20 protein-coding genes and 1 pseudogene are annotated in these 25,043 nt (G+C 73.1%); 6 read left to right on the forward strand and 15 right to left on the reverse strand.

Annotation, left to right across the window (positions count from 1 at the left end; translation table 11 throughout):
- Nucleotides 1-276: 276 nt before the first annotated feature.
- Nucleotides 277-510 carry a hypothetical protein gene (locus AB0K02_RS30800; protein ID WP_365995868.1) on the reverse strand — a complete coding sequence of 78 codons (234 nt, stop codon included), beginning with the start codon at nt 508-510 and terminating at the stop codon, nt 277-279.
- A gap of 191 nt (nt 511-701) precedes the next feature.
- On the opposite strand from AB0K02_RS30800, the gene AB0K02_RS30805 reads away from it, so the two are divergent.
- Entirely contained in the window at nt 702-1,367 is a 666-nt protein-coding gene (locus AB0K02_RS30805) for a DUF6629 family protein (RefSeq protein ID WP_365995869.1), read from the forward strand.
- Nucleotides 1,368-1,640: 273 nt separating this feature from the next.
- Here the strand turns inward: AB0K02_RS30805 and AB0K02_RS30810 are convergent, their stop codons facing one another.
- Both AB0K02_RS30810 and AB0K02_RS30815 read right to left on the reverse strand, forming a co-directional pair.
- On the reverse strand, nt 1,641-1,775 hold the full coding sequence (locus AB0K02_RS30810) for a hypothetical protein (protein WP_365995870.1): 135 nt from the start codon (nt 1,773-1,775) through the stop codon (nt 1,641-1,643).
- Nucleotides 1,776-1,999: 224 nt separating this feature from the next.
- Nucleotides 2,000-2,368: pseudogene (locus tag AB0K02_RS30815) on the reverse strand (MFS transporter); the annotation flags it as partial.
- Nucleotides 2,369-2,608: 240 nt separating this feature from the next.
- On the opposite strand from AB0K02_RS30815, the gene AB0K02_RS30820 reads away from it, so the two are divergent.
- From AB0K02_RS30820 to AB0K02_RS30840, 5 genes are all read left to right on the forward strand, one after another.
- On the forward strand, nt 2,609-2,986 hold the full coding sequence (locus AB0K02_RS30820) for a hypothetical protein (protein ID WP_365995871.1): 378 nt from the start codon (nt 2,609-2,611) through the stop codon (nt 2,984-2,986).
- A gap of 58 nt (nt 2,987-3,044) precedes the next feature.
- Complete coding sequence (locus AB0K02_RS30825; RefSeq protein ID WP_365995873.1) at nt 3,045-4,448, forward strand: NADP-dependent succinic semialdehyde dehydrogenase; 1,404 nt, start codon at nt 3,045-3,047, stop codon at nt 4,446-4,448.
- A 3-nt stretch (nt 4,449-4,451) separates the two neighbouring features.
- Nucleotides 4,452-5,417: a TIGR03557 family F420-dependent LLM class oxidoreductase gene (locus AB0K02_RS30830; RefSeq protein WP_365995875.1), complete on the forward strand. Its 966-nt coding sequence runs from the start codon at nt 4,452-4,454 to the stop codon at nt 5,415-5,417.
- A 163-nt stretch (nt 5,418-5,580) separates the two neighbouring features.
- Nucleotides 5,581-7,569, forward strand: a complete 1,989-nt coding sequence (locus tag AB0K02_RS30835) for a hypothetical protein (protein ID WP_365995877.1) — start codon at nt 5,581-5,583, stop codon at nt 7,567-7,569.
- Nucleotides 7,566-9,107 (forward strand): hypothetical protein, encoded by a 1,542-nt coding sequence (locus tag AB0K02_RS30840; protein ID WP_365995878.1) that lies wholly within the window; start codon nt 7,566-7,568, stop codon nt 9,105-9,107. Before AB0K02_RS30835 ends, AB0K02_RS30840 begins: the two co-directional genes overlap by 4 nt.
- A 53-nt stretch (nt 9,108-9,160) precedes the next feature.
- Here AB0K02_RS30840 and AB0K02_RS30845 read toward each other — a convergent pair whose 3' ends face one another.
- From AB0K02_RS30845 to AB0K02_RS30900, 12 genes are read right to left on the reverse strand one after another with little or no spacing between them, the layout of a single operon-like run.
- Nucleotides 9,161-10,039 carry a peptidoglycan-binding protein gene (locus AB0K02_RS30845; protein ID WP_365995879.1) on the reverse strand — a complete coding sequence of 293 codons (879 nt, stop codon included), beginning with the start codon at nt 10,037-10,039 and terminating at the stop codon, nt 9,161-9,163.
- Nucleotides 10,040-10,065: 26 nt separating this feature from the next.
- Nucleotides 10,066-11,613 (reverse strand): DUF6519 domain-containing protein, encoded by a 1,548-nt coding sequence (locus tag AB0K02_RS30850; RefSeq protein WP_365995880.1) that lies wholly within the window; start codon nt 11,611-11,613, stop codon nt 10,066-10,068.
- 46 nt (nt 11,614-11,659) lie between these two features.
- The gene (locus AB0K02_RS30855; RefSeq protein WP_365995881.1) at nt 11,660-13,813 is read right to left on the reverse strand and encodes a hypothetical protein; all 2,154 of its coding nucleotides are present in this window, start codon (nt 13,811-13,813) and stop codon (nt 11,660-11,662) included.
- Between the two features lie 22 nt (nt 13,814-13,835).
- Entirely contained in the window at nt 13,836-17,606 is a 3,771-nt protein-coding gene (locus AB0K02_RS30860; protein ID WP_365995882.1) for a putative baseplate assembly protein, read from the reverse strand.
- Nucleotides 17,603-20,782 (reverse strand): putative baseplate assembly protein, encoded by a 3,180-nt coding sequence (locus AB0K02_RS30865; protein WP_365995883.1) that lies wholly within the window; start codon nt 20,780-20,782, stop codon nt 17,603-17,605. The genes AB0K02_RS30860 and AB0K02_RS30865 overlap by 4 nt, the downstream gene beginning before the upstream one ends.
- Nucleotides 20,779-21,156 (reverse strand): GPW/gp25 family protein, encoded by a 378-nt coding sequence (locus AB0K02_RS30870; protein ID WP_365995884.1) that lies wholly within the window; start codon nt 21,154-21,156, stop codon nt 20,779-20,781. Before AB0K02_RS30870 ends, AB0K02_RS30865 begins: the two co-directional genes overlap by 4 nt.
- On the reverse strand, nt 21,153-21,503 hold the full coding sequence (locus AB0K02_RS30875; protein WP_365995885.1) for a hypothetical protein: 351 nt from the start codon (nt 21,501-21,503) through the stop codon (nt 21,153-21,155). Before AB0K02_RS30875 ends, AB0K02_RS30870 begins: the two co-directional genes overlap by 4 nt.
- Nucleotides 21,504-21,544: 41 nt before the next feature.
- Nucleotides 21,545-22,072, reverse strand: a complete 528-nt coding sequence (locus tag AB0K02_RS30880; protein WP_365995886.1) for a phage baseplate assembly protein V — start codon at nt 22,070-22,072, stop codon at nt 21,545-21,547.
- A 60-nt stretch (nt 22,073-22,132) separates the two neighbouring features.
- A complete protein-coding gene (locus tag AB0K02_RS30885; protein WP_365995887.1) occupies nt 22,133-23,272 on the reverse strand; it encodes a hypothetical protein in 1,140 nt (379 codons plus the stop codon).
- Entirely contained in the window at nt 23,265-23,639 is a 375-nt protein-coding gene (locus AB0K02_RS30890) for a hypothetical protein (RefSeq protein ID WP_365995888.1), read from the reverse strand. The genes AB0K02_RS30885 and AB0K02_RS30890 overlap by 8 nt, the downstream gene beginning before the upstream one ends.
- 5 nt (nt 23,640-23,644) lie before the next feature.
- The gene (locus AB0K02_RS30895; RefSeq protein ID WP_365995889.1) at nt 23,645-24,334 is read right to left on the reverse strand and encodes a hypothetical protein; all 690 of its coding nucleotides are present in this window, start codon (nt 24,332-24,334) and stop codon (nt 23,645-23,647) included.
- Entirely contained in the window at nt 24,331-25,029 is a 699-nt protein-coding gene (locus tag AB0K02_RS30900) for a hypothetical protein (RefSeq protein WP_365995890.1), read from the reverse strand. The genes AB0K02_RS30895 and AB0K02_RS30900 overlap by 4 nt, the downstream gene beginning before the upstream one ends.
- Nucleotides 25,030-25,043 lie beyond the last annotated feature (14 nt).

The following is a 25,043-nucleotide window of genomic DNA, read 5'->3' on the forward strand; positions in this document are numbered from 1 at the left end:
TGGCCTGGCCGGTGGGCCCGCCCGACGCGCCCGCCCTCGGGGTGTTGGCCGTGGGGTGAGCGGTCGGTGGGCCCCGCCGCGGGCGGGCGGGGCCCGCGCGCTTCTGGCAACGGTGCCCGGGCGCCCGAAAGGCCGTCACGCCGGTCACTTCGCGATACACGTGCTTCTCCGGCGACGCCCGCGTCCGGTGAGACGGACAGCGGCTTTTCGGCAGCCCGCGCGGCCGGCCCCGGGTGTCGTACCCAGGGGCCGGCCGCCGGGCGAAGGGCAGCCGCCTCAGGCGGCGCTCCTGTTCTGCCGGGGGGTCGTGTGCAGGTCCGCCACGAGCCGGAAGAATCCGGCCTCGTTGCCCGCCAGTCCGACCGCGCTGAGCGCCTCGTCGGCCTCCGCCATGGGTGCGGACAGCAAGGGAAGCGCCGTCGGGGCCCGGCGTGGATCGGCGAGCAGGGCCCGGGTGGTCTGCAGAAGCCGTACGTACGCCTGCGCGGCGGCGAGCTCGGGATCGTTCATCTCGCGGTTCCCCTCGTGAAGGTGTCGGGCCGTCAAGCATCTCGTGCCGCACTGACAACGCCCTTGCGCCACACGTTCCGGGGCACGCGAGAACGACCGGCGACCCGCCCGGCGGCACCCTCATGCCGCGATCACTCCCCTTCGCGCAGCGCGCGCCGGTGTCCGGATCACGACCGTCGTACGGTGACCCCATGTGCTGGAGCGCCACGGCCGACCTCGCCGCCGGTGCCGGTATCGCCGCCGCGGGAGCCGCCTGCGTCGCGACGACCGTGCGCCGCGGCCGCACGCACGATCTGCCGCTCGCCGCACTGCCGTTGCTGCTCGGCGCCCACCAGATCGTCGAGGCCGCCCTGTGGGCCGGAGGCGGCGGCGCCGGACCCGCCACCACCGCCTGGGCCGTCATCGCCCTGCCGGTGCTCGCCGCCTGGGTCCCGCTCGGCGTGCTCGCCGCCGCGCCCGCGCGGGCCCGCGTACGGATGGTGGTACCGGTGGCCGTGGGCGTGGCCACCTCGGCGGTGCTCGCCCATGTGCTGGCCACCCGTACGGTGACCGCCGACATCCGCGGCCACACCGTCGGCTACGCCGTCGGCCTGCCGTACCCGGCCTGGCTGCTGACCGGCTACCTCGTCGCCACCGTCGGCTCGCTGCTGCTCGCCCCGGACCGCATCCTGCGGCTGCTCGGCGTGCTCACCGGGGCGGGTGCCGTGGCCTGCGCCCTGCTGTGGCGAACGGCGTTCGTGTCCACCTGGTGCGCGCTGGCGGCCGTCGCCTCCCTCACACTGCTCGCCTGGGTCCGGCGTCCCGGCACTGCCGCCGAGCGCGGCCGGCCCCGCGCGGATACAGACGTCTTGTCCTGAGGGCCCTGTGCCCGAGCCCGTGGAGCGGCGGACGCCGTTCCTGAGAGCGGTGCTGCCCCGCGGTCCGTCGGGGCGGTCTCGCCCGGTGGCGGCCACGGGCCGGGGTGTCCCTTCAGCGGGCGCTGCTGCCTGTGGCCGCTCGCCCGGCCCGTGCGGGAGCCGGGTCATCGGCACGCGCCGGCGCGGACGCCGTTCCTTACGGCCGCGCCGCCGCCGGGCCGCCCGGTCGCCCCGCGCTGCGGATCGCCCGGACGCCCCCCGCGCGTTGGCTGGTCAGCCCTTCGCCGGCCCGGACGGCGTGCCCTGGCCGACCTGCGTGGCCGTCAGCGTCACGTCGTACTCGGCCGCCGCGCCCTCCCGCTCGTACACCGCCCTGAACGCATGCGGCGCGTCCCCGGGCGCCGTCACCGCCGGCACACACCTCCCCTCGGGCGGCGCGGGGAGGGAGAAACGCCCTTGCGCGTCCGCCCCGGCCAGGCCCGCCTGGCGGGGGCGGACCGGTCGATCAGCGTCACATGGGCGTACGCCACCGGCGTGCCCCCGGCGTCCGCACGTGGCCGGGGAAGCCGGACGGCAGGTCGGCGGCAGCATCCCGAGGACCGGCCGCGAGCAGCCGCGGCCGGCCCGCCCTCCTTGCGCGACGGCAGGAACGCCGCATACACCAGTCCGGCCGGCACGGCGCCCACGGCGATCAGGAACGCCGGCCGGAAGCCGAGCACCTCGGCACCTCGGCGCCCGCGCGCACCGAGGTGTGGCCCGGCACCATGCCGATCACCGCGATCGACCGACGTGCCGATCGACCGCATCAGGGTGTTCAGCCCGTTGGCGGCCCCGGTCTCCGACGCGTCGACCGCGCCGATGATCAGCGTCGGCAGCGAGGAGTACGCGAGCCCGATGCCCGCCCCGATCACCACCGACACGACGACGGTCCGCCAGGCGGCGCTCCTCAGCCCGAGCCCGGCGCCGTAGCCGATCGCGATGACGAGCATGCCGGGCATCAGTCTGCCCGCCGCATCTTCCGCCGACCGCTGTCCCTGTCACCCCTCACCGGCCGCGGACCAGGCATCGTCGCCCGCCGCCTGGGTACCCGACGTCCCCCGGGGGGCCGTCTCCCCACGCCCGGACCCGGCCCGCTCGCACCGCCGCGGCCTGGGAGCGAGGCTTGAGGAGACGGGGAGGGCGCGCCGCCGGGCGCGGACAGGTCGGCCACCACGGGACAGGAACGGAAGGCGGGAATCACGGTGAACACTGCACAGGAGCACACGGAGTCGGTCGTCGTCACGGTCACCGGCTGCTCCACCGAGGACGCGGACGCCGTCTTCCGCGCCCTCGGCCGCGCGTACCCCTCGGACCGCGACGAGTCCGAGGTGCCCCGGCACGTCATGGAGGGTCACGAGACCGTGTGGACGACCACGTTCGACGTCTCCCACCCCCTCGGCCAGGGGGAGCCGGTACGGCTCGCGGCACCCGTGACGGTCGAGATGCAGGGCGGCTACTGGGCCGTGGACCGCATGAAGGAGATGCTCGCGACCAGCTTCGAGGTCCAGGAGGAGGGCATGGCGGCCGGCGACCAGGAGAAGGACGTGCAGCTGCGGCTGACCAGCGGCATCCATCAGTGACCGGCTCGGCCCGACACACCGGCGCCCCACCCGGCACCCGAGCCCAGGAGGACCGACCATGCCCATCGCCACCGTCAATCCCGCGACCGGGGAGACGCTCGAGACCTTCGACGCCTACGGTCCCGACGAGATCGAGCGGCGCGTCCGGCTCGCCTCCGAGGCCTTCGCGAGGCATCGCACGACGTCCTTCGCCGAGCGGGCCGGCCTGCTGAGCCGCGCCGCCGACCTGCTGGAACAGGACCAGCAGGGCATCGCCCGCACGATGACCACCGAAATGGGCAAACCACTGGCCGCCGCCCGCGCCGAGGCGGCCAAGTGCGCCAAGGCGATGCGCTGGTACGCCGCCCGGGCCGAGGAACTCCTCGCCGACGAGCACCCGCCGGAGGCCGACGTCACGGACTCCGGAGCGGCCCGCGCCACCGTGCGCTACCGGCCCCTCGGCGTCGTCCTCGCCGTCATGCCGTGGAACTTCCCGCTCTGGCAGGTCGTGCGCTTCGCCGCTCCCGCCCTGATGGCGGGCAACACGGGCCTGCTCAAGCACGCGTCCAACGTGCCGCGGACCGCCCTTTACCTGGAGGACCTGTTCCGCCGGGCCGGCTACCCGGAAGGCTGCTTCCAGACGCTGCTGGTGGGTCCTGACGCCGTCGAGAAGATCCTGCGCGACCCGCGCGTGGCCGCCGCCACCCTGACCGGCAGCGAACCGGCCGGACGCTCCGTCGCCTCCGTCGCCGGAGACGAGGTCAAGAAGACGGTGCTCGAACTCGGCGGCAGCGACCCGTTCATCGTCATGCCCTCCGCCGACCTGGACCGCGCGGTCGCCACCGCGGTCACCGCCCGCGTGCAGAACAACGGCCAGTCCTGCATCGCGGCCAAACGGTTCATCGTCCACGCCGACGTCCACGACGCCTTCTGCGACCGGTTCACCGCCGCCATGCGGGACCTGACCGTCGGCGACCCGATGGACGAGTCCACCGACGTGGGTCCGCTCGCCACCGAGAAGGGCCGCGAGGACCTCGAACAGCTCGTCGACGACGCGCTCGCCCGGGGAGCCACCGCACAGTGCGGCGGACGGCGCCCGCCCGGCCGCGACCGCGGCTGGTACTACGAGCCCACCGTGCTCACCGGTGTGACCGACGCGATGCGCATCCACCGGGAGGAGGCGTTCGGGCCGGTGGCCACGCTCTACCGCGTGGCCGGCGCCGACGAGGCCGTCGCCCTCGCCAACGACTCGCCCTTCGGACTCAGTTCCAACGCCTGGACCCGCGACGACGCCGAGATCGAGCGGTTCTCGCGGGACCTCGAAGCGGGCGGCGTCTTCTTCAACGGCATGACGGCCTCCCACCCCGCCCTGCCGTTCGGAGGCGTCAAACGGTCCGGCTACGGGCGCGAGCTGTCCGGGCACGGAATCCGGGAGTTCTGCAACGTCACCACGCTGTGGCACGGCAAGGACGAGGAGGCGTAGCACATGGTGCGCATCGGCTACACGATGATGACCGAGCAGGCCGGGCCCCGCGAGCTCATCGGCCACGTGGCCGGCGCCGAGGCGACCGGCTTCGACTTCTCCGTCATCTCCGACCACTACTTCCCCTGGCTCGACTCCCAGGGCCACGCGCCGTACGCCTGGGCCGTCCTCGGCGCGGCCGCCCAGGCCACCTCGACCATCCCGCTCATGACCTTCGTGACCTGCCCGACGACCCGCTACCACCCCGCGGTCGTGGCCCAGAAGGCCGCCACCGTCCAGCTGCTGTCCGACGGCCGCTTCCGCCTCGGCCTCGGGTCCGGCGAGAACCTCAACGAGCACGTGGTGGGCGGCGGCTGGCCGAGCGCCCACGAGCGCCTGGAGAAGCTGGAGGAGGCCACGGACATCATCCGCAGGCTCCTCGACGGCGAACACGTCTCCCACCACGGACCCCACTTCGACGTCGTCGACGCCAAACTGTGGGACGTGCCCGAACAGCCCGTGCCCATCGGCATCGCCGTCTCCGGCGAGAGTTCCTGCGAGGTCGCCGGGAACAACGCCGACCTGGTGATCGCCACCGAGCCGAAGAAGGAACTGCTCGACGCCTTCGACCGGTACGGCGGCGCCGGCAAACCCCGCATCGGCCAGCTGCCCGTCTGCTACGACGCCGACCGCGACGCCGCCGTGGCCCGCGCCCACGACCAGTTCCGCTGGGCGCTCAGTGGCTGGCGGGTCAACGCCGAACTGCCCGGGCCGAAGTCCTTCGAGCAGGCCACCGCACTCGTCACCCCCGAGGACGTCGCCGGACAGATCCCCTGCGGCGACGACGTGGACGCCTTCGTCGACGCCGTACGCCCCTACGCGGAGGCCGGATTCACCGAGGTCGCCCTCGTCCAGATCGGCGGGGACCGGCAGGGGCCGTTCCTCGACTGGGCGGGGAAGAAGCTCCTGCCGGCGCTCCGCGAGCTCTGACCTCGGCCCGTCGGCGCGCACACTGCCGGCGTCACGGTCGAGCGGCAGGTGACACCGGCGTACACAACCCCCTGCCGAGCGGGCGTATGTCGGGTAAATTCCCTCTGTGCACGGCGAGTTGATCTCATGATGCGCAGCGGGCAGGGGGAGGCGGGGGAGCGCCATGGGCGGGACACTGTACGGTCAGCAGGCCCTGCAGGAGGACTTCGTCCCCCGGCTGGTGGGACTGCACCCCACGCACGCCTACCAGGTCCCCTTCGCCTATCCGAGGGGCGCGCCCCTGGTGCGGATCGTCGGCGGGCGCGGCAGCGGCAAGACCGCGCTGCTGGGGGCCGTCCACGACGCCTACAACGGCCGGGTGCCGCTCGCGCGCGTCGACCTCGGCGCCCCCGGATTCGGCGAGCCGGGTGTCGCCGAACTCAGCGACGACGAGGTCCCCAACGCCTCCCACATCACCCACCTGCTGTACCTGCTCGCCTACAAACTCGGCCTGGACGTGCGGCACTTCGGCCGTCTCATGGCCTTCCCCAGGCTGTCGCTCGGCCTCCTCGTCGTCACCGCCTGGCGTCCCCTCAACAGCGACGAGACCGATGTGCGGCCCCCCGACCTGCGGCGGGCCGAGGCCGACCTGCGCACCTTCATCACCGCCGAGGACCCCGACGTGCGCCGCCGCAGGGAGAGCCTCGGCCGCTGGTTCGACGTCGTGAGCGACAACCTCCCGCAGGTCCTGTCCGCCGTCCCCGGCCTCGACTCCATCGCCGGAATCGTCCTCGACACCGCACGCCAGCAGCTCCTCAAGAGCGAACCGGACAAGGGCGCGCTCGCCTGGTGGGGCGGCCGGCTGCACAGCTCCCAGGGCTACCAGGGCGACTCCCTGCAACGGCTGTTCCAGTTCGTCCGCGGGTTCCGCAGGCTCGACGACCGCCGGCGCACCGCCGAGAGGCACCTCGTCGCCGCCCTTCTCGACGACGTCGACGCCAACTACGGCAGGCTGCGCCGCCTCAACAAGAAGCCCAGGCCGCTGCTGCTCCTCGACAACGCCCACACCGACGTCGGACGCACCTTCCTCGGCCTGCTCGACGCCGGCTGGGACGCCCCCGGCAAGGACCCGACGCGGCCCGTCACCCTGGCCACCCTCCTCGGCAGGGGGGAGGGGCATCCGCCGCTGGGCGAGGCCGGCGGCGACGCCGTCCCGCAGGACCGGCCCCTCGTCCTCGGCATCCCCGCCGTAGGACCGGCCGACATCGCCGAGATGCTCAGCCGCGTCGACTACCCCGACCACCTGCCCCGCGTCGTCGCCCGCTTCAGCGGTGGGCGCGCCGCCGCCGCCCGGATCCTCGCGGACGCGGCTGTCCGCCGCGTCCAGGAGACGGGCACGATACGCAGCCGGGAACTGCTCGACGACGCCGGGCCCGCACTCCTCGCCAAACTGCTGCCCGACCCCGTGCTGCGGGACCGTCTGGTGCTGCTGTCCGCCGCGGCCGACGCGGGCACCCGGCGCGGTCTGTGGACCTTCGCCCATCCCGAGGACCACTCCGGCGACCTGGTCGCCGCCCGGGTCCGCGAGGCCGACGACTACCGCACCCGGTCCTGCCTCGACGGCGACCGGGCCCTCGACCTGCTGCTGCGGCACCGGCTGGCCGCCACCATGACCCACGAGCGCTGGCGCGACACCCAGCTGCGCCTGCGCTCCCTGTGCGACCCGCGCGGCGACACCTACCTGCACCACACCCTCGCCCTCGGCCGAGTGGACGAGGTGGTGTGCGTACTGCACCACCGGTTCACCGTCACCCCGCCCGCCGAGTGGCTCACCGCGCTCAATGTGATCTGTGCCGCCCCCCATCCCCGCGAGGGCTACGAGCCCCCTGCCGGGAGCCCCGCCCTGTCGTGCACGGCCTGTGGCAGCGACGTCCCCGGCCCCCACCACGAGGCCGTGGCGTCGCTGGTGCCCCTGCTGTGGCGGCTGTCCGACCCGCTCACCCTCGCCCCCCGGGAGGACGAACTGACCACCGTCCGCATCGCGCTGGAGACGCTGTACGGCAACAAGGCCGCGCACGGCCCCTACCGCGAGGCGTCCGCCGCCTGGCCGGCCCGTCTGAGAGCCGGTACTCAGGCCCCCGACCTGCCCGTCCAGGAAGGTGCCGCGTCATGACCTCGTTCATCCGAAGACTCCCCGGCGGACCGCTCACCAAGGCGGCCGCCCTCGTCGTCGCCCTCGCCGTCCTCGGCGCGGCCGTGTGGACCGGCATCGTCGTCCTAGGACCCGATCCGGCCTGCGGCAAGGGCATCGAGGAACGCGGCCCCGAGGGAAGCAGGGAGTGCACGGGCGTCACCGACGGCAGCTACGTCTTCGCCGCCAACCTCAAGGAGGTCAGCGCACGGATCAAGGCGGAGAACGATCGCATCGCTGACGAACCACACGTGTCCGTCGCGGTGATGCTGCCCATGGCGCCCGCCCAGGCCTTCGAACAGGACAAGACCCTGCACGAGGTGCAGGGCGCCTACCTCGCCCAGTACCGCGCCAACCACGACTCCAACAGCAAGAAGCCCGCGATCCGGCTCCTGCTCGCCAACCCGGGCCGCAGCCACGCCCACTGGAGGCCCGTCGCCGAACAGCTCGGCGAGATGTCCGAGTCCCCGACCGACAACCTCCGGGCCGTGATCGGCTTCGACGTCTCCACGGCCACCACCCAGGCGGCCATCGGCTACCTCACCCGGGAGCGCGGCATCCCCGTCGTCGGCGGCCCCATCACCGCCGACGACTCCGGCAACAGCCCCGAACGGCCCGACGCCTACCCCGGCCTCGCCCGGGTCGTGCCCACCACCACCGACCAGGCCAAGGCCCTGTCCCACTTCAACAAGGACATCGACCCGAAGCACACCCTGGTGGTCGAGGACATCCGCACCGGCGACAACTACGTCGACGCCCTCAAGCGGGCCTTCGCCGAACGCACCCTCGGATCGCCGCGCGCACCCGAGCAGTACCGCGCACCCGACGAGTTCCACGAGGAAGGCACCACCGCCAACGCCTTCGACCAGATGGTCGACACCATCTGCACCTCGGCCGCCAGGGTCATCTACTTCGCCGGACGTCCCGTCCAGCTGCGGCAGTTCGTCAACGAACTCGGCAACCGGGGCTGCACCGAGAAGAAGTACACCGTCATCACCGGCTCCGGCGCCTCCACGCTCTCCTCGGACAAGCTGCTCGACTGGAACGCCTTCCGCAAGGGCGTGACCCTCCAGTACGCGGCCGTCGCCCACCCCGACGCCTGGACCGGACCGCAGGCCCCCGCCACCGGCGGCTCCGCGGCCGCCTACCGCACCCTCGCCGACCTCGCGCACAGCAAGGCGGTCGGAGACATCGGCCAGGTGGAACTCACCGACTCACGGACCATCACCTTCTACGACGCCGGCCTCACCGCCGTCACCGCCATCCGGATGCGCGACGACGGCGACCCCGTCATCCCCGGCCTCAGCCGCATCAGCGACTCCTGGCTGCGGCTGCACGGCATGGGCAAGGTGGACGGCGCGAGCGGCTGGATCTGTCTCGACAACTACGGCAACCCGTACAACAAGGCGGTCTCCGTCGTGGAACTCGCACCCGACGCCCCCGGCCGCATCCGCTTCGTCGGGCTCGCCTGGCCCACCGGCAGGCCCACCCCGGCGGACTGCACCGCGAGCCGCACCTGACACAGGGCGGCGGCCGCCCACCCCCAGGGTGCGCGGCCGCCGCCACGGCCACGTCAGACGTTGGGCACCTTCAGCTTGTCCCAGCTCGTCCTGCCCGGAATGCCGTCCGCGTCGCTGCCCGAGTAGCCGAGCTTGCGCTGCCACGCCGCGTACGACTTGCGGTCGGCCTCGGTCCACTCCGGGCCCGGACCCACCTCGTAGCGGCCGCATCCCTCGGCGACCAGCCGCCTGCCCATCGCCGTGATGACCGGGCTGCGCCGGCCCACCTGGAAGAACGCGGCGCCCGGGAACGGCTCGTACCGCGGAGCCGGCGGCGGCGTCGCCGGGCCGTCCGGATCGCCGCCCAGCCGCTCCCTGATCCGGCTGCGCATCGAGTCCATCGTGAACCCGCGCGGATCGACCTTCCCCGGCTGCCACTCCTTGTGCCCGATCACCGAGCGGTGCGACCAGCCGTGCGCCCGGCAGATCGCCGCGGCCGCCTTCTCGACGGCCTCCAGCTGCGCCGCGGGCCAGGGGTCCTTGCCGTCGCCGAGGTTGATGCACTCGAAACCGTAGAAGTGCCGGTTGCCGTCGGTGTTGGCCTCGTTGTCGGCGGGCAGCGGCGCCGACTCGTTGACGACCGCGCGCAGGACGTCGTCGTCGCCCAGTCCCGCATGGTTGGCGCGGCCGTTGCCGACCAGGTAGACGGTGCCGTCCTTCGCGATGACACCGTGGCACAACGGCCCCGGCAGACTGGAGTGGCCGTTGTAGCAGAGCTCGACGGAGCTCTCGGTGCCCTTCGTCACGGTGTGATGGATCATCACGCCGTTCACCGGGCCCCAGGGTCCCTTGTGGTTGCGGTTGTGCGTGCGCCAACTGCGGTGCTCGACCACCCGCAGTCCCTCGTTGCGCAGCGCCTTCAGTAATCTGTCGGCCGACAGGGGTGTCGCCATGGTGGTGCTCCTTCCCAAGGAGTCCGTCAGTTCTCCGGCCGTCCCTGATCGTGTTGCCCGGTCTCCGCGTCCGCCGAACCGCCTTGCGCGGCACGCTCCGCCGCCACGGCCTCCTCCTCCGCGCTCGCCTCGGCCGCCAGCGCCTCGGCGTCGGCCGCGGGGATCGGCGCCGCCAACGATCCGAAGGACTGCCGCAGATCGGCGACCGACCCCTCACCGAGCACCCACGCCAGCGGCGCGTAGTGCACCTCGACGCCCTGCGGCGAACGCAGCAGCGGACGCCGCGCGCTGTCCGTCGGCCACTCCACGTCGCCGGTCGCCGTACGCGCCGCCACGGTCCAGAAGTCCCCCGACCGGTAGGCGCGTCCGGGCTCGAAGTACACGAACACCCCGTCCTCCAGGGGCAGCCAGACACCCTCCTCAAGGCGCAGCGCCCCGCCGCGTGTCCTCGACGCGCCGGCCTTGCCGCGGCCCGTGGGCGGCCGGTGGTCCCAGCGCCGCAGATACGGGTTCAGTTCGGGACGCCGGCCCACCGAGGGGTGCGGCTCGTCCGACAGCCTCACCCGGCGGCCGGGCAGGTCCAGCTCCTCGACCCGCAGCAGCGGTTGCGGCTCGCGGCGGCTGGTGTACGCGGTGTCGGTGAACTCGACCCAGTCACCCACGTTCAGGTCGAGCTTGTCGTCGCCGCCGAGCGACGCCAACTCCACCCACGTCCCGTCCAGTTCGTCGACGGGGAAGGTCACCGACCCGTTCTCCCGCGACCACTTGAACGTCGCGTCCTTCGCCGCCCCGCCCTCGTGGATCTCCACGCGGTACAGCTGGTTCTCCGGTCCGCGGTAGCGGGCGTCCGGCGGCACCGGGCACGGGTCCTCGTTCGCGCGGTCCGGACGCTCGCTGCGCGCCGCCATCCGCGCCGTCGGAGCCTGCGCCGCCGCCCACTGGTCGAACGCGGCCCGCACCTGGTCCTTCGTCGCCCCGTCCGCGAGCTCCAGCTCCGATCCCGGCACCGGAACCACCTGCCAGACCACCTTCACCCGCGCCGCGGTGTCCGGCATGGCCGAGCCGAGCGCGACCTCACGCAGCAGCGGGTCCTCGGCCGCGGTCACGACGCGCTCCCACACCCGCAGCGCCGCCAGGTACGGGAACTGGGCGGGCAGCCGGTCACCGGGCCGCTCCGGGTCCCGGTAGCCGTCCGGCTGGTCCCAGTACGTCCAGGTCGTCGGCGGCGCGGGACTGCCGGCGGCCTCGCCGTCCACGGCCTGCTCGGTGACCGGTACGCCCGGGGCGGGGCGGGTCGCGTCGACGAGGATGCCGTCGACGTAGTAGCGGCCGCCGCCGATGGCCAGGTCGTCCAGCTCCCGGCTGCCGCCGAGGAACTGGATGGCGAATCCGGTCGCGCCCTCGGGGCCGCCGTGCTGCCCGATCAGGTCGCGGGCGACGGTCCGGGCCCGGTGCAGCTGGATCGCCGTCTGCTCGTTGGCGTCCGCGTCCAGCTGGACCCGGCCCTGCTGGGCGATCACCGCCGAGTAGTGCCTCTCCGGCCGGAAGGTGACGCGGGAGATGTCTGCGTGCATGAGTTGGGGTCCCCCTCGGGAAGTTCAGGCAGTCGTGAAAGTCGTGTCAGGTGACGGGGATGATCCCGGCGTCGGTACCGGCCGGGGTGTACTCGGCGAGCCGGGCCCGCAGGCTGTCCTCGCGCTGCGGTTCGTACAGGTCGTGGAAGACGCCCATCTCGGAGCCGTCGTCGGCGCCGCGCCGGATCTGTGGCGGGCACGCGCCGGCGAGCCGGCCGTACGCGGGCGTGCCGTACCGCTCGCTCGCGAAGAGCGGACGGACCGGCTCACCGCCCGCGAGGTCCGGCTGGCAGCGGTGCCGGCGCGGGGTGCGGGAGCCCGGCGGCACGTACGAGTACCGCAGGCAGCCGATGCCGCGCCGGGCGACGCGCATTTGCCCGGTGAAGACGCTGTTCTCGCCGATCTCCACGGCGTGCGTGTGCACTTCCCCGATCACGGTGGTGCGGTGGGCGTGCAGGACCGCGTGCGCGAGCCGGCAGTCCGGAGCGGACAGCGCCTCGCGGTCGTGACCGGTGGCGTCCAGGATGCTGTCCCGGATGTGGATCGGCAGCGGATCGTGGTTCACCTCGTCCCCGATGACCTCGATCGTGCCCAGAACGCTGTGCTCGATCTGCACGCACGCCGTCGTCCGCTCCAGGACCAGGCTCGGCTCCTCGGGCGAGTGCGGATCGCACTCGGGCTCCAGGGACCAGCCCGGCACCAGCGTGCAGTGCCGCAGCACCACCGCGCCCACCGGGCCGCTCACATGCAGGCCGCGGCCGGTGACCAGCAGACCGTCCAGCACGATGCGCGGCGCCTCGCCGCCGCGGCCCTCCTCCCGCGCCCGGATGTTGAGCGCGTCGGGACGGTTGCTGTACCAGTCGAGGAGACGTATCACCGGACGGCAGCCCTCCGCCGCCCGCAGCTCCAGCCGGTCGCCGCGCTCCAGATCGAAGTCCAGCTGCTCCTGGTACGCGCCGCTGTGCGTGATCTCGATGACGCCCTCGGGCCCGCACCGGCCCGCCCTGCGGTCCTCGCGCCACTCCTCGTACGCGTCCATGATCTTCTGGTGGCCGCCGCCGGGACCCACCCGGTAGACCCTCGCCGCCGGCGAGGTGTCCCGCTCGCGCGGGTACTCGCCGCCGCCGATGTCGTCGCCGGACGCGTAGTGGTACGTCACCCACACACCCTGCCTGGGCGCCGAACGCGACCCGAACGCGATCCGTCCCAGCACCGGGTCCACCGCCACCTGCCCGCGCCGCGGCCGGTAGCGCCACTGCGACAGGTCCGCGACGACGATGTCCGACATCGGCACCGGCTCGTCCTGGCCGTCCCGCCAGATGGTGAAGCTCTTGCCCGGCCCGTAGTGGTCCGCGAGCCGGTCGGCGAGCTGCCGGCGCCGGATGTACGCGGGCACGTTGTCGATCGTCGCGATGTGCGTGGCCGACGGCTCCGGCACCGGACGCGTCACCAGCGGGGCGTCGTTGCCGAGGATCGAGAACGTGTACAGACTGCGCGCACGGTCGATGCAGTAGGCCGGGGTCCGGCTGAGGCGGTACGGCTTCAGCCGCCACACGAACAGGCCCACCCCCGCCGGCGTGTACCCGCCCGTGCGGCGCGCGGAGCCCGCCCTGCGCACGTCCACCGACCGTGCGGCATTCCCGAACGGGCCGCCCGCCAGGTCCAGTTCGGCGCCCTCCCGTACGTCGGCGAGCCGGCCCCGCCCGGCCCGGCGCACATCCGCGGCCGCCGGTCCGGACCCGTACAGCTTCACCGGCTGGTGGTGGGAGACGAGCCGGGAGAACTCCACGGCACGCGCCGGCCACCCCGCGACCTCCTGCGCCAGCTCCTCCAGCAGGTGCAGCGTGCCCTTGCGGCGCCGGTTGGCGACCGTGGCCGCCACGTCCCGGCGCGGCGCGAGGGCCTCGGCGAGAGCGCCGCGCGAGGCGTCCCGGCCCGCGTCGCCGAGCCCGTCGGTGCGCACCCTCTCGTAACCGGGGAGCGGCCTGTAGCCCACCAGGTCGCCGATGTACGGCAGCACCCAGGGCGCGGCCGTCTCCACGAACAGGTCCTCGTAGCCCTGCTCGACGCGGTCGCGCACCAGATCGGCCTGCTCGGCGATCACCGCGAGGAGTGCCCGCAGGGGCTCTCCGGCCTCGGCGTCCCGGAGCCGGTGCCACTGGGGGAGCAGCTCCGCGAGCCCGTCCGGTTCCCTGCTCATGCGGCGCTCCTTTCGTACGTGTTCATGCGGTGACCTCCGTGAGAATGAGCGTGTCCGCCACGTGCGGGGACAGCAGGACGAGCTGGGCCGGGCGCACCCCGCGGAAGACGCACACCGCGCGCCCCTTCGCCAGCCGCCGTGTGTCGGTGACGTCCGGGTTGAGGCGCAGCAGTTCGGACAGCGGGATGCCGTACCGGGCCGCCACCTCGGTCAGGGTCTCGCCCTCGCCGGCGGTGACGCGGTGCACGTCCTCGTCGTACGCGGCGAGCCGTGCCGGGACCGTCGGCCGCACCTCGGCGAGCCCCTCCGCGAGCCGGGTCAGGCCCTCGGGCGTGACCGACGCCGGGACCCCGCCGAAGACGTCCACGTCGACGTAGTCGACGCCCGGCACCCGGTGCGCCGTCGCCAGCACGTCCGACAGCCGGGCGGGACTGCCCAGTTCGCGCCGGCCGGGCCCGAACTCCCGCAGCAGCGCCTGCCGCAGCCTCGGCTCCACCACCCGCCAGCTGTGGTCCGGCGCGACCTTCACCTTCGCCGCGATCAGCAGCAGCACCAGCTCCCGCACGTCCACCCGCACCGGCAACCGCGAGTCGCCGTACTCGGCCAGCGAGGAGCGCAGGGCGCGCAGCACGTCGGAGTCCCCGGCGACCGGGATGTCGTCCACCCCGGCGACCGTCACGTGCAGCACCCGCCGGCGGCCGTCGAAGACCTCCCGCGCCACCGCCCGGCCGATCCCGGCCCGCGACCGCGCGAAGTCCTCGTAGTCCGCGACCGACACCAGCCGGTCGAGCGCTGACACCGCGAGCGGCACCGTGCGGCGGGTCAGCGAAGGCCCGTCGGCGTCCGCGCCGCCCGACGCGGGCTGCGGATTGGTGACCCCGGTGACGCCCAGCGGCCGCGTGACGGCCTGGGTGATGCGGTTCGCCCTGACGTTGGCCGCGCGCCCCGTGCCGAAGCGGTAGCGGGCGCGGACGTTCTCGCTGCCACTGGGCAGGCGCGCCCCGTGCACCCCGTCGCCGAACGTCACCGTCGTACGGCCGTCGGCCGTCGTGCCCGTCACGTACACCCTCTCGGTCGGGCCGCGCCCGGCGAGAGAGTCCACCTCGTGCCACAGCAGTCCGTCGACACGGACCTCCAGCACGGGCGTCGCCCCCAAAGGGGTGTCCGCGGGCAGCCACGTCAGGGGCGACTGCCACAGGGCGAACGTCTGGTTCGGCCGGTTCGCGTCCCCGCTGCCGATCGGCTCGTCACGGCTCTCGCCGTGCGTCGCCGGCACCACGTTGCCCAGCACGCGCACCGTGTCGCGGCGGTAGCGGTAGGCCAGCTTCGACGTCAGCGACAGCCGGGTGTGCACGTGGTCGCCCGGCAGACGCCGGTCGACCACCTGCTCCACGTCCGCGATCACCACCAGCTCCGTGCCCATGACCCCCGACGCCGCCGGGGACCGCGGCAGCACGTCCGTCCGCTCCCCGGAGACCACCAGGTGACGTCCCGGACGCAACCCGTCGTACAGCTCCGCCAGTTCGATCTCGTCGCCGTGCACGTCCTCGCCGAGCGGCTCGCCCGCGAGCCGCAGGGACTGGCCGCCCGCGTGCACCGTGGTGTCGCGGACGTTGGACAGCAGCACGTCGTGCTCGTCGAGCCACGGGTCGGCCAGCGTCAGCTCCGTGCCCCGGCCGGTGATGCCGTAGTTGGTGTACACGGCCGTACGCACCGCCGTCACCCGCGTGGTGACGAAGCTCAGCCGCGCGTCACCGGGAATCCCGTCCGGCCCCTCCGCGCCCTTGCGGGGACGCTCGATCGCCACCCAGCTGCCGACCGTCACCGAGTCCTGCACCGAGTCCAGCGGCAGCACATGACGGTTCACCGCTTCCGGCACCGTCGCGATGCCGACGACGACGTTCGCCGGCTCGCTGCCCACCGTGTAGCTCACGGTCAGCTCCATCCCGCCGTGCCGGACCTGGCGGCGCTCGCCCGGAGCGAGCCGCCAGTTCACCGGCTCGCCGTTCTGCACGGCCACGTGCACGCGGCCGTCCTCACCGGGACGGGACACGAACAGCGTCCGCTCCGGCAGGCCGTCCGACAGCTGGGCCGTCACACCCGGCTCCTGGGAGTCCGCGGGCCGCCTGCTCAGCCAGCTCAGATCGTGGTCCTGGCCCGACCGCGTGCGCAGCGTGATCCTGCCCGGCCCCAGCTCGAACGACTTCTCCGCCGGCAGGTTCTCGGACACCTGCACCGACGACCCCGTCTCGGTGTGCTGGAACTCGGCACGCTGCGGCACCCGCCCCGACGGGTCGTACACGACCCTCATCGTCGTCAGGGCCGCGCCCGTCAACGGCCAGTCCGCCTGCCGGACCACCCGGCCGCGCTCGTCCTGCACGGGCCGCAGCGGAGCCGTCGCTCCGAACGGCGCCGCCGTCACCCGCATCGCCTGCAGCTCGCTCAGCAGCGCGGGCGCGGTCGGTGCGGACCGCCGCCACGCCGCGTACATCCCGTCCGCCACCCGCGGATCGAGAGCCGACAGCAGCTGCGCCCCCAGCTCCGACCCGGCGGCCGGAAGCCGGTCCTCGGGCAGAGACCGGGCTCCCGTGCCCGGCCTCACGTCACGGGTCCGCAGCGCGGGAAGCACCGCGCCCAGCGCCCGCAGCGCCGCGGCGCCGCCGGACACCTGCTCCTCCGGACGCGGTGCCGGCCGGGACGGCTCCAGATCGGCCGCGCGCTCGCGCAGATCGCCGACCACGGCCTCCAACTGCTCGAACCAGGCCGCCACGTCCTCGTGTGCCGCGGCCACCGCCTGCGCCTCGGCGAGCCGTTCGTGCGGACCGGCGAGCAGCGACGCGAACGCGGCGGGCGAGGCGACGTCGTCGAGGCCGGCCCGCAGCGGCGCGAGCACCTGCGCGTCGAACTCCTCGATGTACCGGCTGACGGGACGCGGATTGGGGTTGTCCGGCGCCGGATCACCGTCCTCGGTCGCCCGGTCGTCCTCCGTGATCCACCGGCGCAGCTCGTCCACCAGCTCGCCGAGCGTGGGCGGAGCGGACCGGGGCAGCGCGATCGCGGTCACGTCGTCGTCGCGGTCCACCCGGGTCCGCGCGACCGGCAGCAGCAGCCGCTGCCCCGCCGGCCCGCCCTCCTCACCGGCGAACACGAACAGCAGCCGGTCACCCGTGTTCAGCCCCGTGGAGGTACCCGCCACGAAGATCTCCGACCGCCGCACGAGATCGTCGGGCGTGAGCGGCGAGGGCCTGCGCCGGCGCACCGCCAGCTCGTTCCACGCCGCCCGCGCCACCAGGTCCTCGCTCGTCTCGAAGACCTGCGACTGCTCGTCCGAGGAGGTGGGCACGCTGTTGCTCCGCGCGCCCCGGGGGATCACCACCGACAGCTCCGGCTCCCGCGGATCCCGGTCCAGGGTGTAGGCGAGATGCGTGTCCGCCGCGATGCCCGGCCGCGGCCGGTGCCCCACCAGCCTGCCCAGCAGCGCCAGCGAGCGGTGCTCGTTCGCGGTGCGCAGGTACGCCTCGTCCGCGATCCGCTCCGAATGGAACGTCAGCAGATCACCGACCACCGCCCACGCGTCCAGCAGCCCGATCGCCGGATCGTCCGGAGTGCGGACCGTCAGCCCGCGCAGCGCCGGATAGGCGGGCGAGGCAAGCCGGTCCAGCATGGCCGCGAGGAACGAACCGTACTCACCCACGCGGTAGTCCAGCGCGTCCCGGCCCGGGGGGTTGTACAGGGCCCGCGGGGCGCGGCGCTCGTCGTGCCCGCCGCAGCCGCAGCCGCACGTGCCGCTCATCGCGCACCTCCGCCGATCTCGATGGACAGCAGCCCGTTCTCGGGCCGGTCGGGGTCGTTGTCGCAACGCGCGATCTCCAGCGGGCCGAGCCGCAGCACGCCTGCCTCCAGTGCCGTGTCGTCCGTCTCCTGCGCGGGTCCGGCGTCGAAGAGCCGGGCCAGCCTGGTCACCCGTACGCTCTCCACGCCCCGCACCGCCGCCGCCGCGGCCACCAGGCGGCTCAGCCGCACCGGTTCGCCGAACGACAGCGCGTCGGGGTGGAAGAAGCCGAGCCGCCCGCCGGGCAGCCGCCGGCTGCCCAGCAGCCGGTGCAGCTCGGCGAGGATCTGCCCGTGCTGATGGCCGGGCGCCGCGCACACCTGGAGCGCGATGTCCAGCGGCACCATGCGCGCCGGGCCGACCACCAGGTCGTGCCCGATGCGCCGGTAGCCCTCCAGCGCGTACGCGACCGAGTCGAGCAGCCGCTGCGACGGCTCACCCGCGCCCAGGGCGTCCACGGCCACATGGGCCTCCTGCACACTGCCCGTCCAGCGGATCTCCGCCGCCGCCCGCTGCACGCCCGGCAGCGCCGACGCCAGAGCGGCGTAGTCGTCGGCGGTCACCGCGCGCAGCCGCGCACGCCGCAGGTCCAGCGGCGCGAGCTGACGCACCTGCTCCAGCGGCTCCGGCTCGGTGCCTCCCACCGCCGGAAGCGGATTGCGCACCCCGGCCACCGGCATCGCCTCGCCCGCCTCCGCCGCCCGCGGATCCCGGCACAGCACCAGGTGGTTGATGGCCTCCGCGCCCACGTTGCCCGCCGTGCCGCCGCCCAGCCGGTAGTGCAGCTCCAGCCGGGTGCCCGGCCGCGGCCGCGCCCCGTGCCGCCCGTCGCCGAACCGCAGCGCGATCCGGCCGTCGTCCTCCAGCTCCCCGACGAAGTGCCGGTCCCGCTTCCCGCTCGCCAGCAGGTCACGCCGCACCGTCCACTCCTCGTCCCGCTCGGCGTCGACCACCCGCACCGCGGGCAGCGCCTGACGCGGGTCCTGGCCGAGGGCCGCCGCGGGACCGCGCAGCTCCGGCTCGTCCGGGTGCAGGCCCGCCGCGTACGCCGGACCCCACGTGTGCGCGACCTCCCAGGCGATCCCGCCGTCGAGGACCGCGCCCGCCCCGGCCCGGGCCGTCAGCACCTCCAGCCGCCGCAGCTTCGCGGCCAGCAGCCGGTCAGCGCGGTGCAGCAGCTCCCGCAGGGCGGGCACCGGGCGGCGGCGCAGCTCCAGCCGTTCGAGCACCTTCAGCCCGAACAGGATGGTCAGCTCGGCGATCTCCGCCTCGGTCAGACCGTCGCGGTCACGGGCGCTGCGCCACAGCTCCACCAGCCGCTGCCGCACCCGCTCCGGGACGGCCGCCAGCCGGGCCGCCTGCCCGCCCGACACGTGCGCCGGCAGCGGGAACGGCACCGACTGGACCACGGGGGAGTGGTGCAGCACCGGACGGAACCGCGGGCGGATACCCGGATACACGACCTGCGCCAGCAGCGTCTCCAGCGCCTGAGCCTGCTCGTACGCGGTGCCCGGCACGACCTTCTCGCGCCGCCGGCCCGCCAGTTCCAGACCGAGACCGGCCCGGCCCGTCGCGTCCTGTCCGACGACCGCGAACAACTCCCGTATCTGAGCGGCGGTCAGCAGCCTGCCGTGCCGCGTCTGGTCCAGGCGCGCACCGATCAGGTCCGCGACCGCGTTGCCCGCGTCCCGGTCCGGGCAGCCGAAGCCGGACGGATCGCACGAGCCGAGGACGGCCGTCTCCGCCGGCACGGTCACCGTCTCCGCCGTGCCCTCGCAGAAGGTCAGGGAACGCCCGTGGTCGACGAGCACCACGTTGCCGCGCGCCACACTCACGTCGGCCACCGGCTCGCAGTCCCTGCCGCCCCGCGTGGACAGGCACACCGGGAACGTGAGCGCGTCCTCCTGCGCCCACGTGACCTCCAGCACCGGCTGGTCGCACAGGGCGTCCACCACCGGGGTGACGGAGGTGAGCCGCACCGCCTGCCGGTGCGACGGGTCGGCGTCACCGGGTGTGCCCGAGACCGGCCCCCGCACCTCCTCGATCAGCAGCAGGTCGCCCGGCGCGAGACACAACTCCCGGACGGAGCACTCCTCGTCGGCCCACGCGTCGCGCAGCGTCGCCGACGTCGCCCCCTTCGGCAGCGAGCACACCTCGCCGCCCCAGGTCCAGAAACCGACCGTGTTGTGCGCCGGGCGCAGCACCAGCGGCTCGGCCGCCACCACCGGCTCGAACACCTCGACCGACCCGCGCTCCCCGAGGACCGCCAGATCCCGGTCGTCGATCACCGTGCCGATCTCGGGCCGGTCCCTCGGGCCGAGCCGCGCGACATCGACCGCGGCGAACCGGAACGTCCCTGGAAGCAGGGTCAGTTCACGAACCACCTCGACGGTGACGAACGCGCGGGCGTTGCACCCGTCGTGCATCGGATAGTCGATCAGCCGCACATGCCGGCGCACCGACACGCGCCGCCGCGCGGTGTCGAGATACGCCTCCGTCGCGACCGCGTCCTGCTGGTAACTGATCCGGTCGGCGGTGTGCGCCAGCAGTTCCACCAGCGTGACACCCAGATCGGCCGGGTTGCGCTCCACCCAGTCCGGGGTGGTCAGCGCGAGCCGGTCCAGGATCAGCCGGCGGATCGTGTCGTAGTCGCGCGCCGTGTAGTCGACGACGGGGGCGGCCGGGAACTCCGGCGGGCACTCACCCGGCTCGTCCGCGCAGTCGAACGGGGTGGGGCGCTCGGGCCGGAACGTGAACCCGGCCGAGAAGTACCGCTGGTCGAAACCGGGGAACGGCTCCGTCCCCGGCCGCCCGTAAGGATCGGTGTCCACCACCGACAGCCGATACCGGCTGGTGTCCCCGGTGCGGTCCAGCGTCACCAGCAGCCGGTCGTCGAGCTCCGGGTCCTCCTCCCGCTCCACGACGACGTCGACGGCCTCGATTTCGGTGACCCGCCGCCCGCCGTCGATGCGGATGTTCTCCGGGCACAGCCCGTGCGGCGCCTTGCCGAGGAAGGTGACCGTCAGCGTCAGCCCGTCGTCACCCACCTCCACCGCGTCCACGCCGCCGAGCTGCGCCGCGCGCACCTTCCCACGCCTGCCGTCGCCGCGGCAGACCAACTCCTCCACGCCGCTCATGCGGGCCCGCTCCCTTCGAACACCTCGTCGCGCAGGCTCCCGGTGGCGCGCACCGCATAGCGCAGATACACCCGGACCACGTTCTCCTCGCTCACCACGTCCAGCGACTCCACCTCGATCAGCTCACCCAGCCAGCGCTGCAACGACGCCTGCACCGACAGCTCCAGCGCGGAGGCCAGTTCGGGACTGTTCGGGGTGAAGACCAGGTCCAGCAGCCCGCAACCGAAGTCGGGGCGCATCACCCGCTCCCCAGGGCTGGTGAACAGCAACTGCTCGATCAGATCGCGCACATGCTCGTCGTGCGCGGCATGCGCGGTACGCCCCCGCCGGTCGCCGCGGAACGGAAACGCGATGTCACTGCGTACGGCCCTCATCGGCACATCACTCCCTGTCGTCCGGCGGAGACGACCACCGGTCCCTGCGGCACGAGCGCGGCGCCGAAGCACTGCCCGGCCGTCGTGTCCAGGAGCACCGGCACGCCGTCCACCAGCACGCCCCTGGCCTGCGGATCGAAACGGGCGCTGGTGCAGGGCTGCGGCACACCGTCCACGGTGTGCGCGCAGCCGCTCACGGCGAACACGTCGGAGGCCGTGTGAACGGGATGCCCGTCGACGCGCACCGCACCGGCCGCCGACGCGGCGAACACCCGGCCGCCGTGCGGACAGTGCATCGCCGAGGCGGCGCTGATGCAGACGCCCGAGTTCCCGGAGTGTCCGGACAAGACTTCTCTCCCCGTTGTGTGGTCGCTGCCGTACGCGGTGGTCACTGCTTGCCCGGCACGATCAGCCGGCCGTCGTTGATGTCGACCTCGGCTCCGCGCAGGACCACCGACGCGCCCTGACCGTTGGCGATGGTCACGCCCTTCTCGTCGGCCTGGATGTACGCCCCGCTCGCGGCCTGGAGCCGGATCCCGTTGCCCCCCGGCACGTCACCCATCACGAACTTGTGCTTGTCGGAGGTCTGGATCACCACGTTCTGGTGCGCCGGGCCGCCCGTGAGCGCGTCCGGCGGCAGCTCCCCGCTCTCCCCGTACCAGCACCCCGTCCAGATCGGGTAGCTCGGATCCCCCTGCTCGAACTCCACCCATACGCCTGCTCCTTCGGCGGGCACGACGTACTGTCCCGACCCCCGGCCCGTGAACGGCAGACAGGGCAGTGCCCACGTGGAGGTCTCGCCCCCCAGCACGTCCGGCACGTTGACCGTGACCCGGCCGATCCTCAGCGGATCGTCGTTGCTCACCACCCGCCCCCGGAACTTGCCGAGGAACCGGTTGTTCCCTCCTGCAGCCATGCGCTGTTTCCCTGATCCCTTCCTACGGCCGGTCCCACGGGGCCGGTTGTGCGGCCGCCTCTACGGCCGGACGGTGCTGCTCCGGGCGATAAGCCCCTCGCGCGAGAGCGTGAAGTTCTGCTGGTACGAGCCGGGCCTGATGTTGTGGGTGACGGACTTGACGTAGTAGTCGCCGTCGTACGTCACCCCGGCGCCGCGCACCCCGACCAGCTCGCGCGGCCGCAGGATGTACCCGTGGCGGTTGACGTCGAGCGACCCGGAACCGGAGATGGCGTCGGCGGACAGCGCGGCCCGCGCCAGCAGCTCCGCCTGCGCCTGCTCGGACTCCTTCTTCGCCGTGCCCGACAGCGTCCGGCGCTTGAGCGCCGGCGTCGCCCGCCGGCCCAGCGGCGGGCGCAGCGGCCCGATGTCGGGCTGCGGCAGCAGCACCGAGTCGCGGGTCGCCGGGTTCTGCACGCGGGCCTGCGGCTCCTCCCGCGCGGTCCCGTCGTACGCGAACGTCAGCTGGTCCACGGTCGAGTTGACGTCCATGTTGACGTTGAGCGCGTGCTGCCGGTCCCCGATCCGGATCTCCGGACCCCACACGGCGGTCGAGCGACCGGGCCGCGGACCCGGCTCCAGGAAGAAGACGTAGCCGTTGGCGCGCGCCAACTCGTTGACGTAGGCGAGGTCCGTCCCCGTCTGGTACTCGACCCGCAGCTGCTCCCGCGGCGGCTGCTCGATCTTCTCCTGGAACACGCGCGGTTCGATGCCGTAGTCCGCGTACTTGGCGAGGATGCGGCCGACCCGCTGGGAGGGGCGCTGGTTCGGATAGCGGTCGGTCCGCTCCTCCAGATCCATCAGGATGGTCAGGTCCTCACCGGTCACCGTGAGCGTCGAATGCCCCGGCTCGTTGCTGGCGCCGACCTCCTGCCGGACCACCAGGCCGTCCAGCAGCACCTGGGCGGTCCCCTTCACGCTGACCGAGAGGATCACCCTGGTCTTCGGATCGAAGAACCCCTCCGGCAGCAGACGCTGCGACAGCGCACCCCGCTTGGTGAGGTCGAACGCCAGCTGGAAGCCGCTGCGTTCCCCGGCGGTCGCGGTGATCTGCGCCGACAACAGCGCCTCCATGACCTCCGGCGGAACCGGCCGGGTCAGGCGCGGACCCGTCTCGAGGGTGATGTGGATGGGCCCCCGCCCGACGGGCTGCTCAGACATACCGGTCTCCCGGCGCCGGGAACCCGCCGGCGTGCGGAACCCGGATCTCCCGGCCCGCCTCGGCGGTCAGCTCGGCCGGATCCAGCACGGGATTGGCGTCCGCGATCTGCCACCACTGGCCCGGGTCGCCGATGTACCGCTGGGCGAGCAGATCGGGACGGTCACCGCTGCTTACGGTGTGCGGCGCGGTGTCGTCGCCCGTGCGGCCGACGGGGGGCAGCAACCGGCGCTTGGCGTACCGCACTTCGGTCCCGTCCTCCGCGCGGTGCACCCCGATCTCGGCGTCGTGGTAGCGGCTCGACCGCGGGTAGGGGTGGGCGCCGGGTATGGCGTCCAGGGCGCTGTCGTACGGCTCGATGTCTGCCATGGCCTTCAGCTCCTCCCCAGGACGCCGCCGCGCCCGCCGATGCCCAGCGCGGCGAGCCCGCCGCCGCTGCGAGCGGCCCGGGCGAGCCGCTCCTTCTGCGCCAGATGCGCCATGTACAGATCGGCCCCGCGGTGCCCGGCCGGCAGATCACTGACGCTCAGCACCTTCATGCCGATGCTCAACGAGGCCCGGATCGGATTGAGGTTCACGTCGAACGCGGACTCGTTGACGCTCAACTCGGTGAGCCGCACGGGCATGACGCGCTTGCTGCCCCAGGTGAAGAGGGTGAGCGGCATCTCGATCGGGCTGATCTCGATGGTCCCCTTCTTCGTCAGCCGGGAGGCCTCCCGCAACTGCGCGGTCGTCGGATGCACGAGCATCTCGAGGGTCGCGAGCTCGGGATGGATCCCGTCGGGAGCGGCGACCTCGAACTGATCGGTGGCGTCGATCTCGGCGGTGAACTTCCAGGTCTCCTGCGCCGGCCCCTTGAGCCGCAAAGCCTCGTTCCGGTCCCCGCTCCCACTCCCGCCCCCACCGGCATCACCGGTCCCTCCGGCGGCCTGCGGGGCGAGACTTCGCTCCAGGGTGTCGGGGTTGAACTGGAGCACGATGATGCGCTGGGGCGTGCCGCGGTCGGGGTCGACGACGACGATGCCGGAACGGATGGGCTTGGGGATGTCGGGGTAGCGGGTCACAGGCGGGCCTCCAGGCGGGGCACGAGCGAAGAATAGTCATGCTCCGGAAACAGGTCGGGAAACACCTGGAGCATGTTCTTGAGGTAATTTCCCTTACTTGTGAACTCGCCACTGGCGAGAGAGACGTCCGCGAACAGGTACTGCCAGCCGTACGTGCCCTTCGTGAGGAGAAGAGCCTCGAGGTATTGGCAGTAGTTGATGTCGAGTTTGATGAACCCTGGCGGATAGGGCGGCTGCTCGATGTCGGCGATGTCGCTGTACCAGAGTTCGAGGTCGTCCACATCGGCTTGCATGCGGATGTATGTCTGCATTCCCGCGCCTGATCGCGGCGTCCGGTCGATCGGACACAGTTGGCTCAGGAAGCTTCGTTGGAAATCTGTCACGCCCCTGCTCGTGCCTGGATCGCTGACTTGAAGAGCATGGTGAAAATTAACCAGATTGAACTCGCCCTTGATTGTCGGTGAGTTGCCCACCGTGCTCCAGACGGCGCCGAGTTCGGCGAAGCGCAAGGAGCAGGCCTGCATGGCTCCGCTGAAGATCACACCTTCCCAGTCGCTGTTGTACTCCTCGGCGAGGATGTCGGACAGCGGCATGGAGAGTTCCTCGTCGCTGCACTCCGACTCGATGACGGGACAGTTGCGGATCTCAGCCAGAGAAGTGACGTGTCGCTGCTCGTTCGGTGTGAGTGAAACCATGGTCCCGTCCCTGT

This window comes from Streptomyces sp. NPDC049597 (genome assembly GCF_040675505.1).
Lineage (GTDB): Bacteria > Actinomycetota > Actinomycetes > Streptomycetales > Streptomycetaceae > Streptomyces.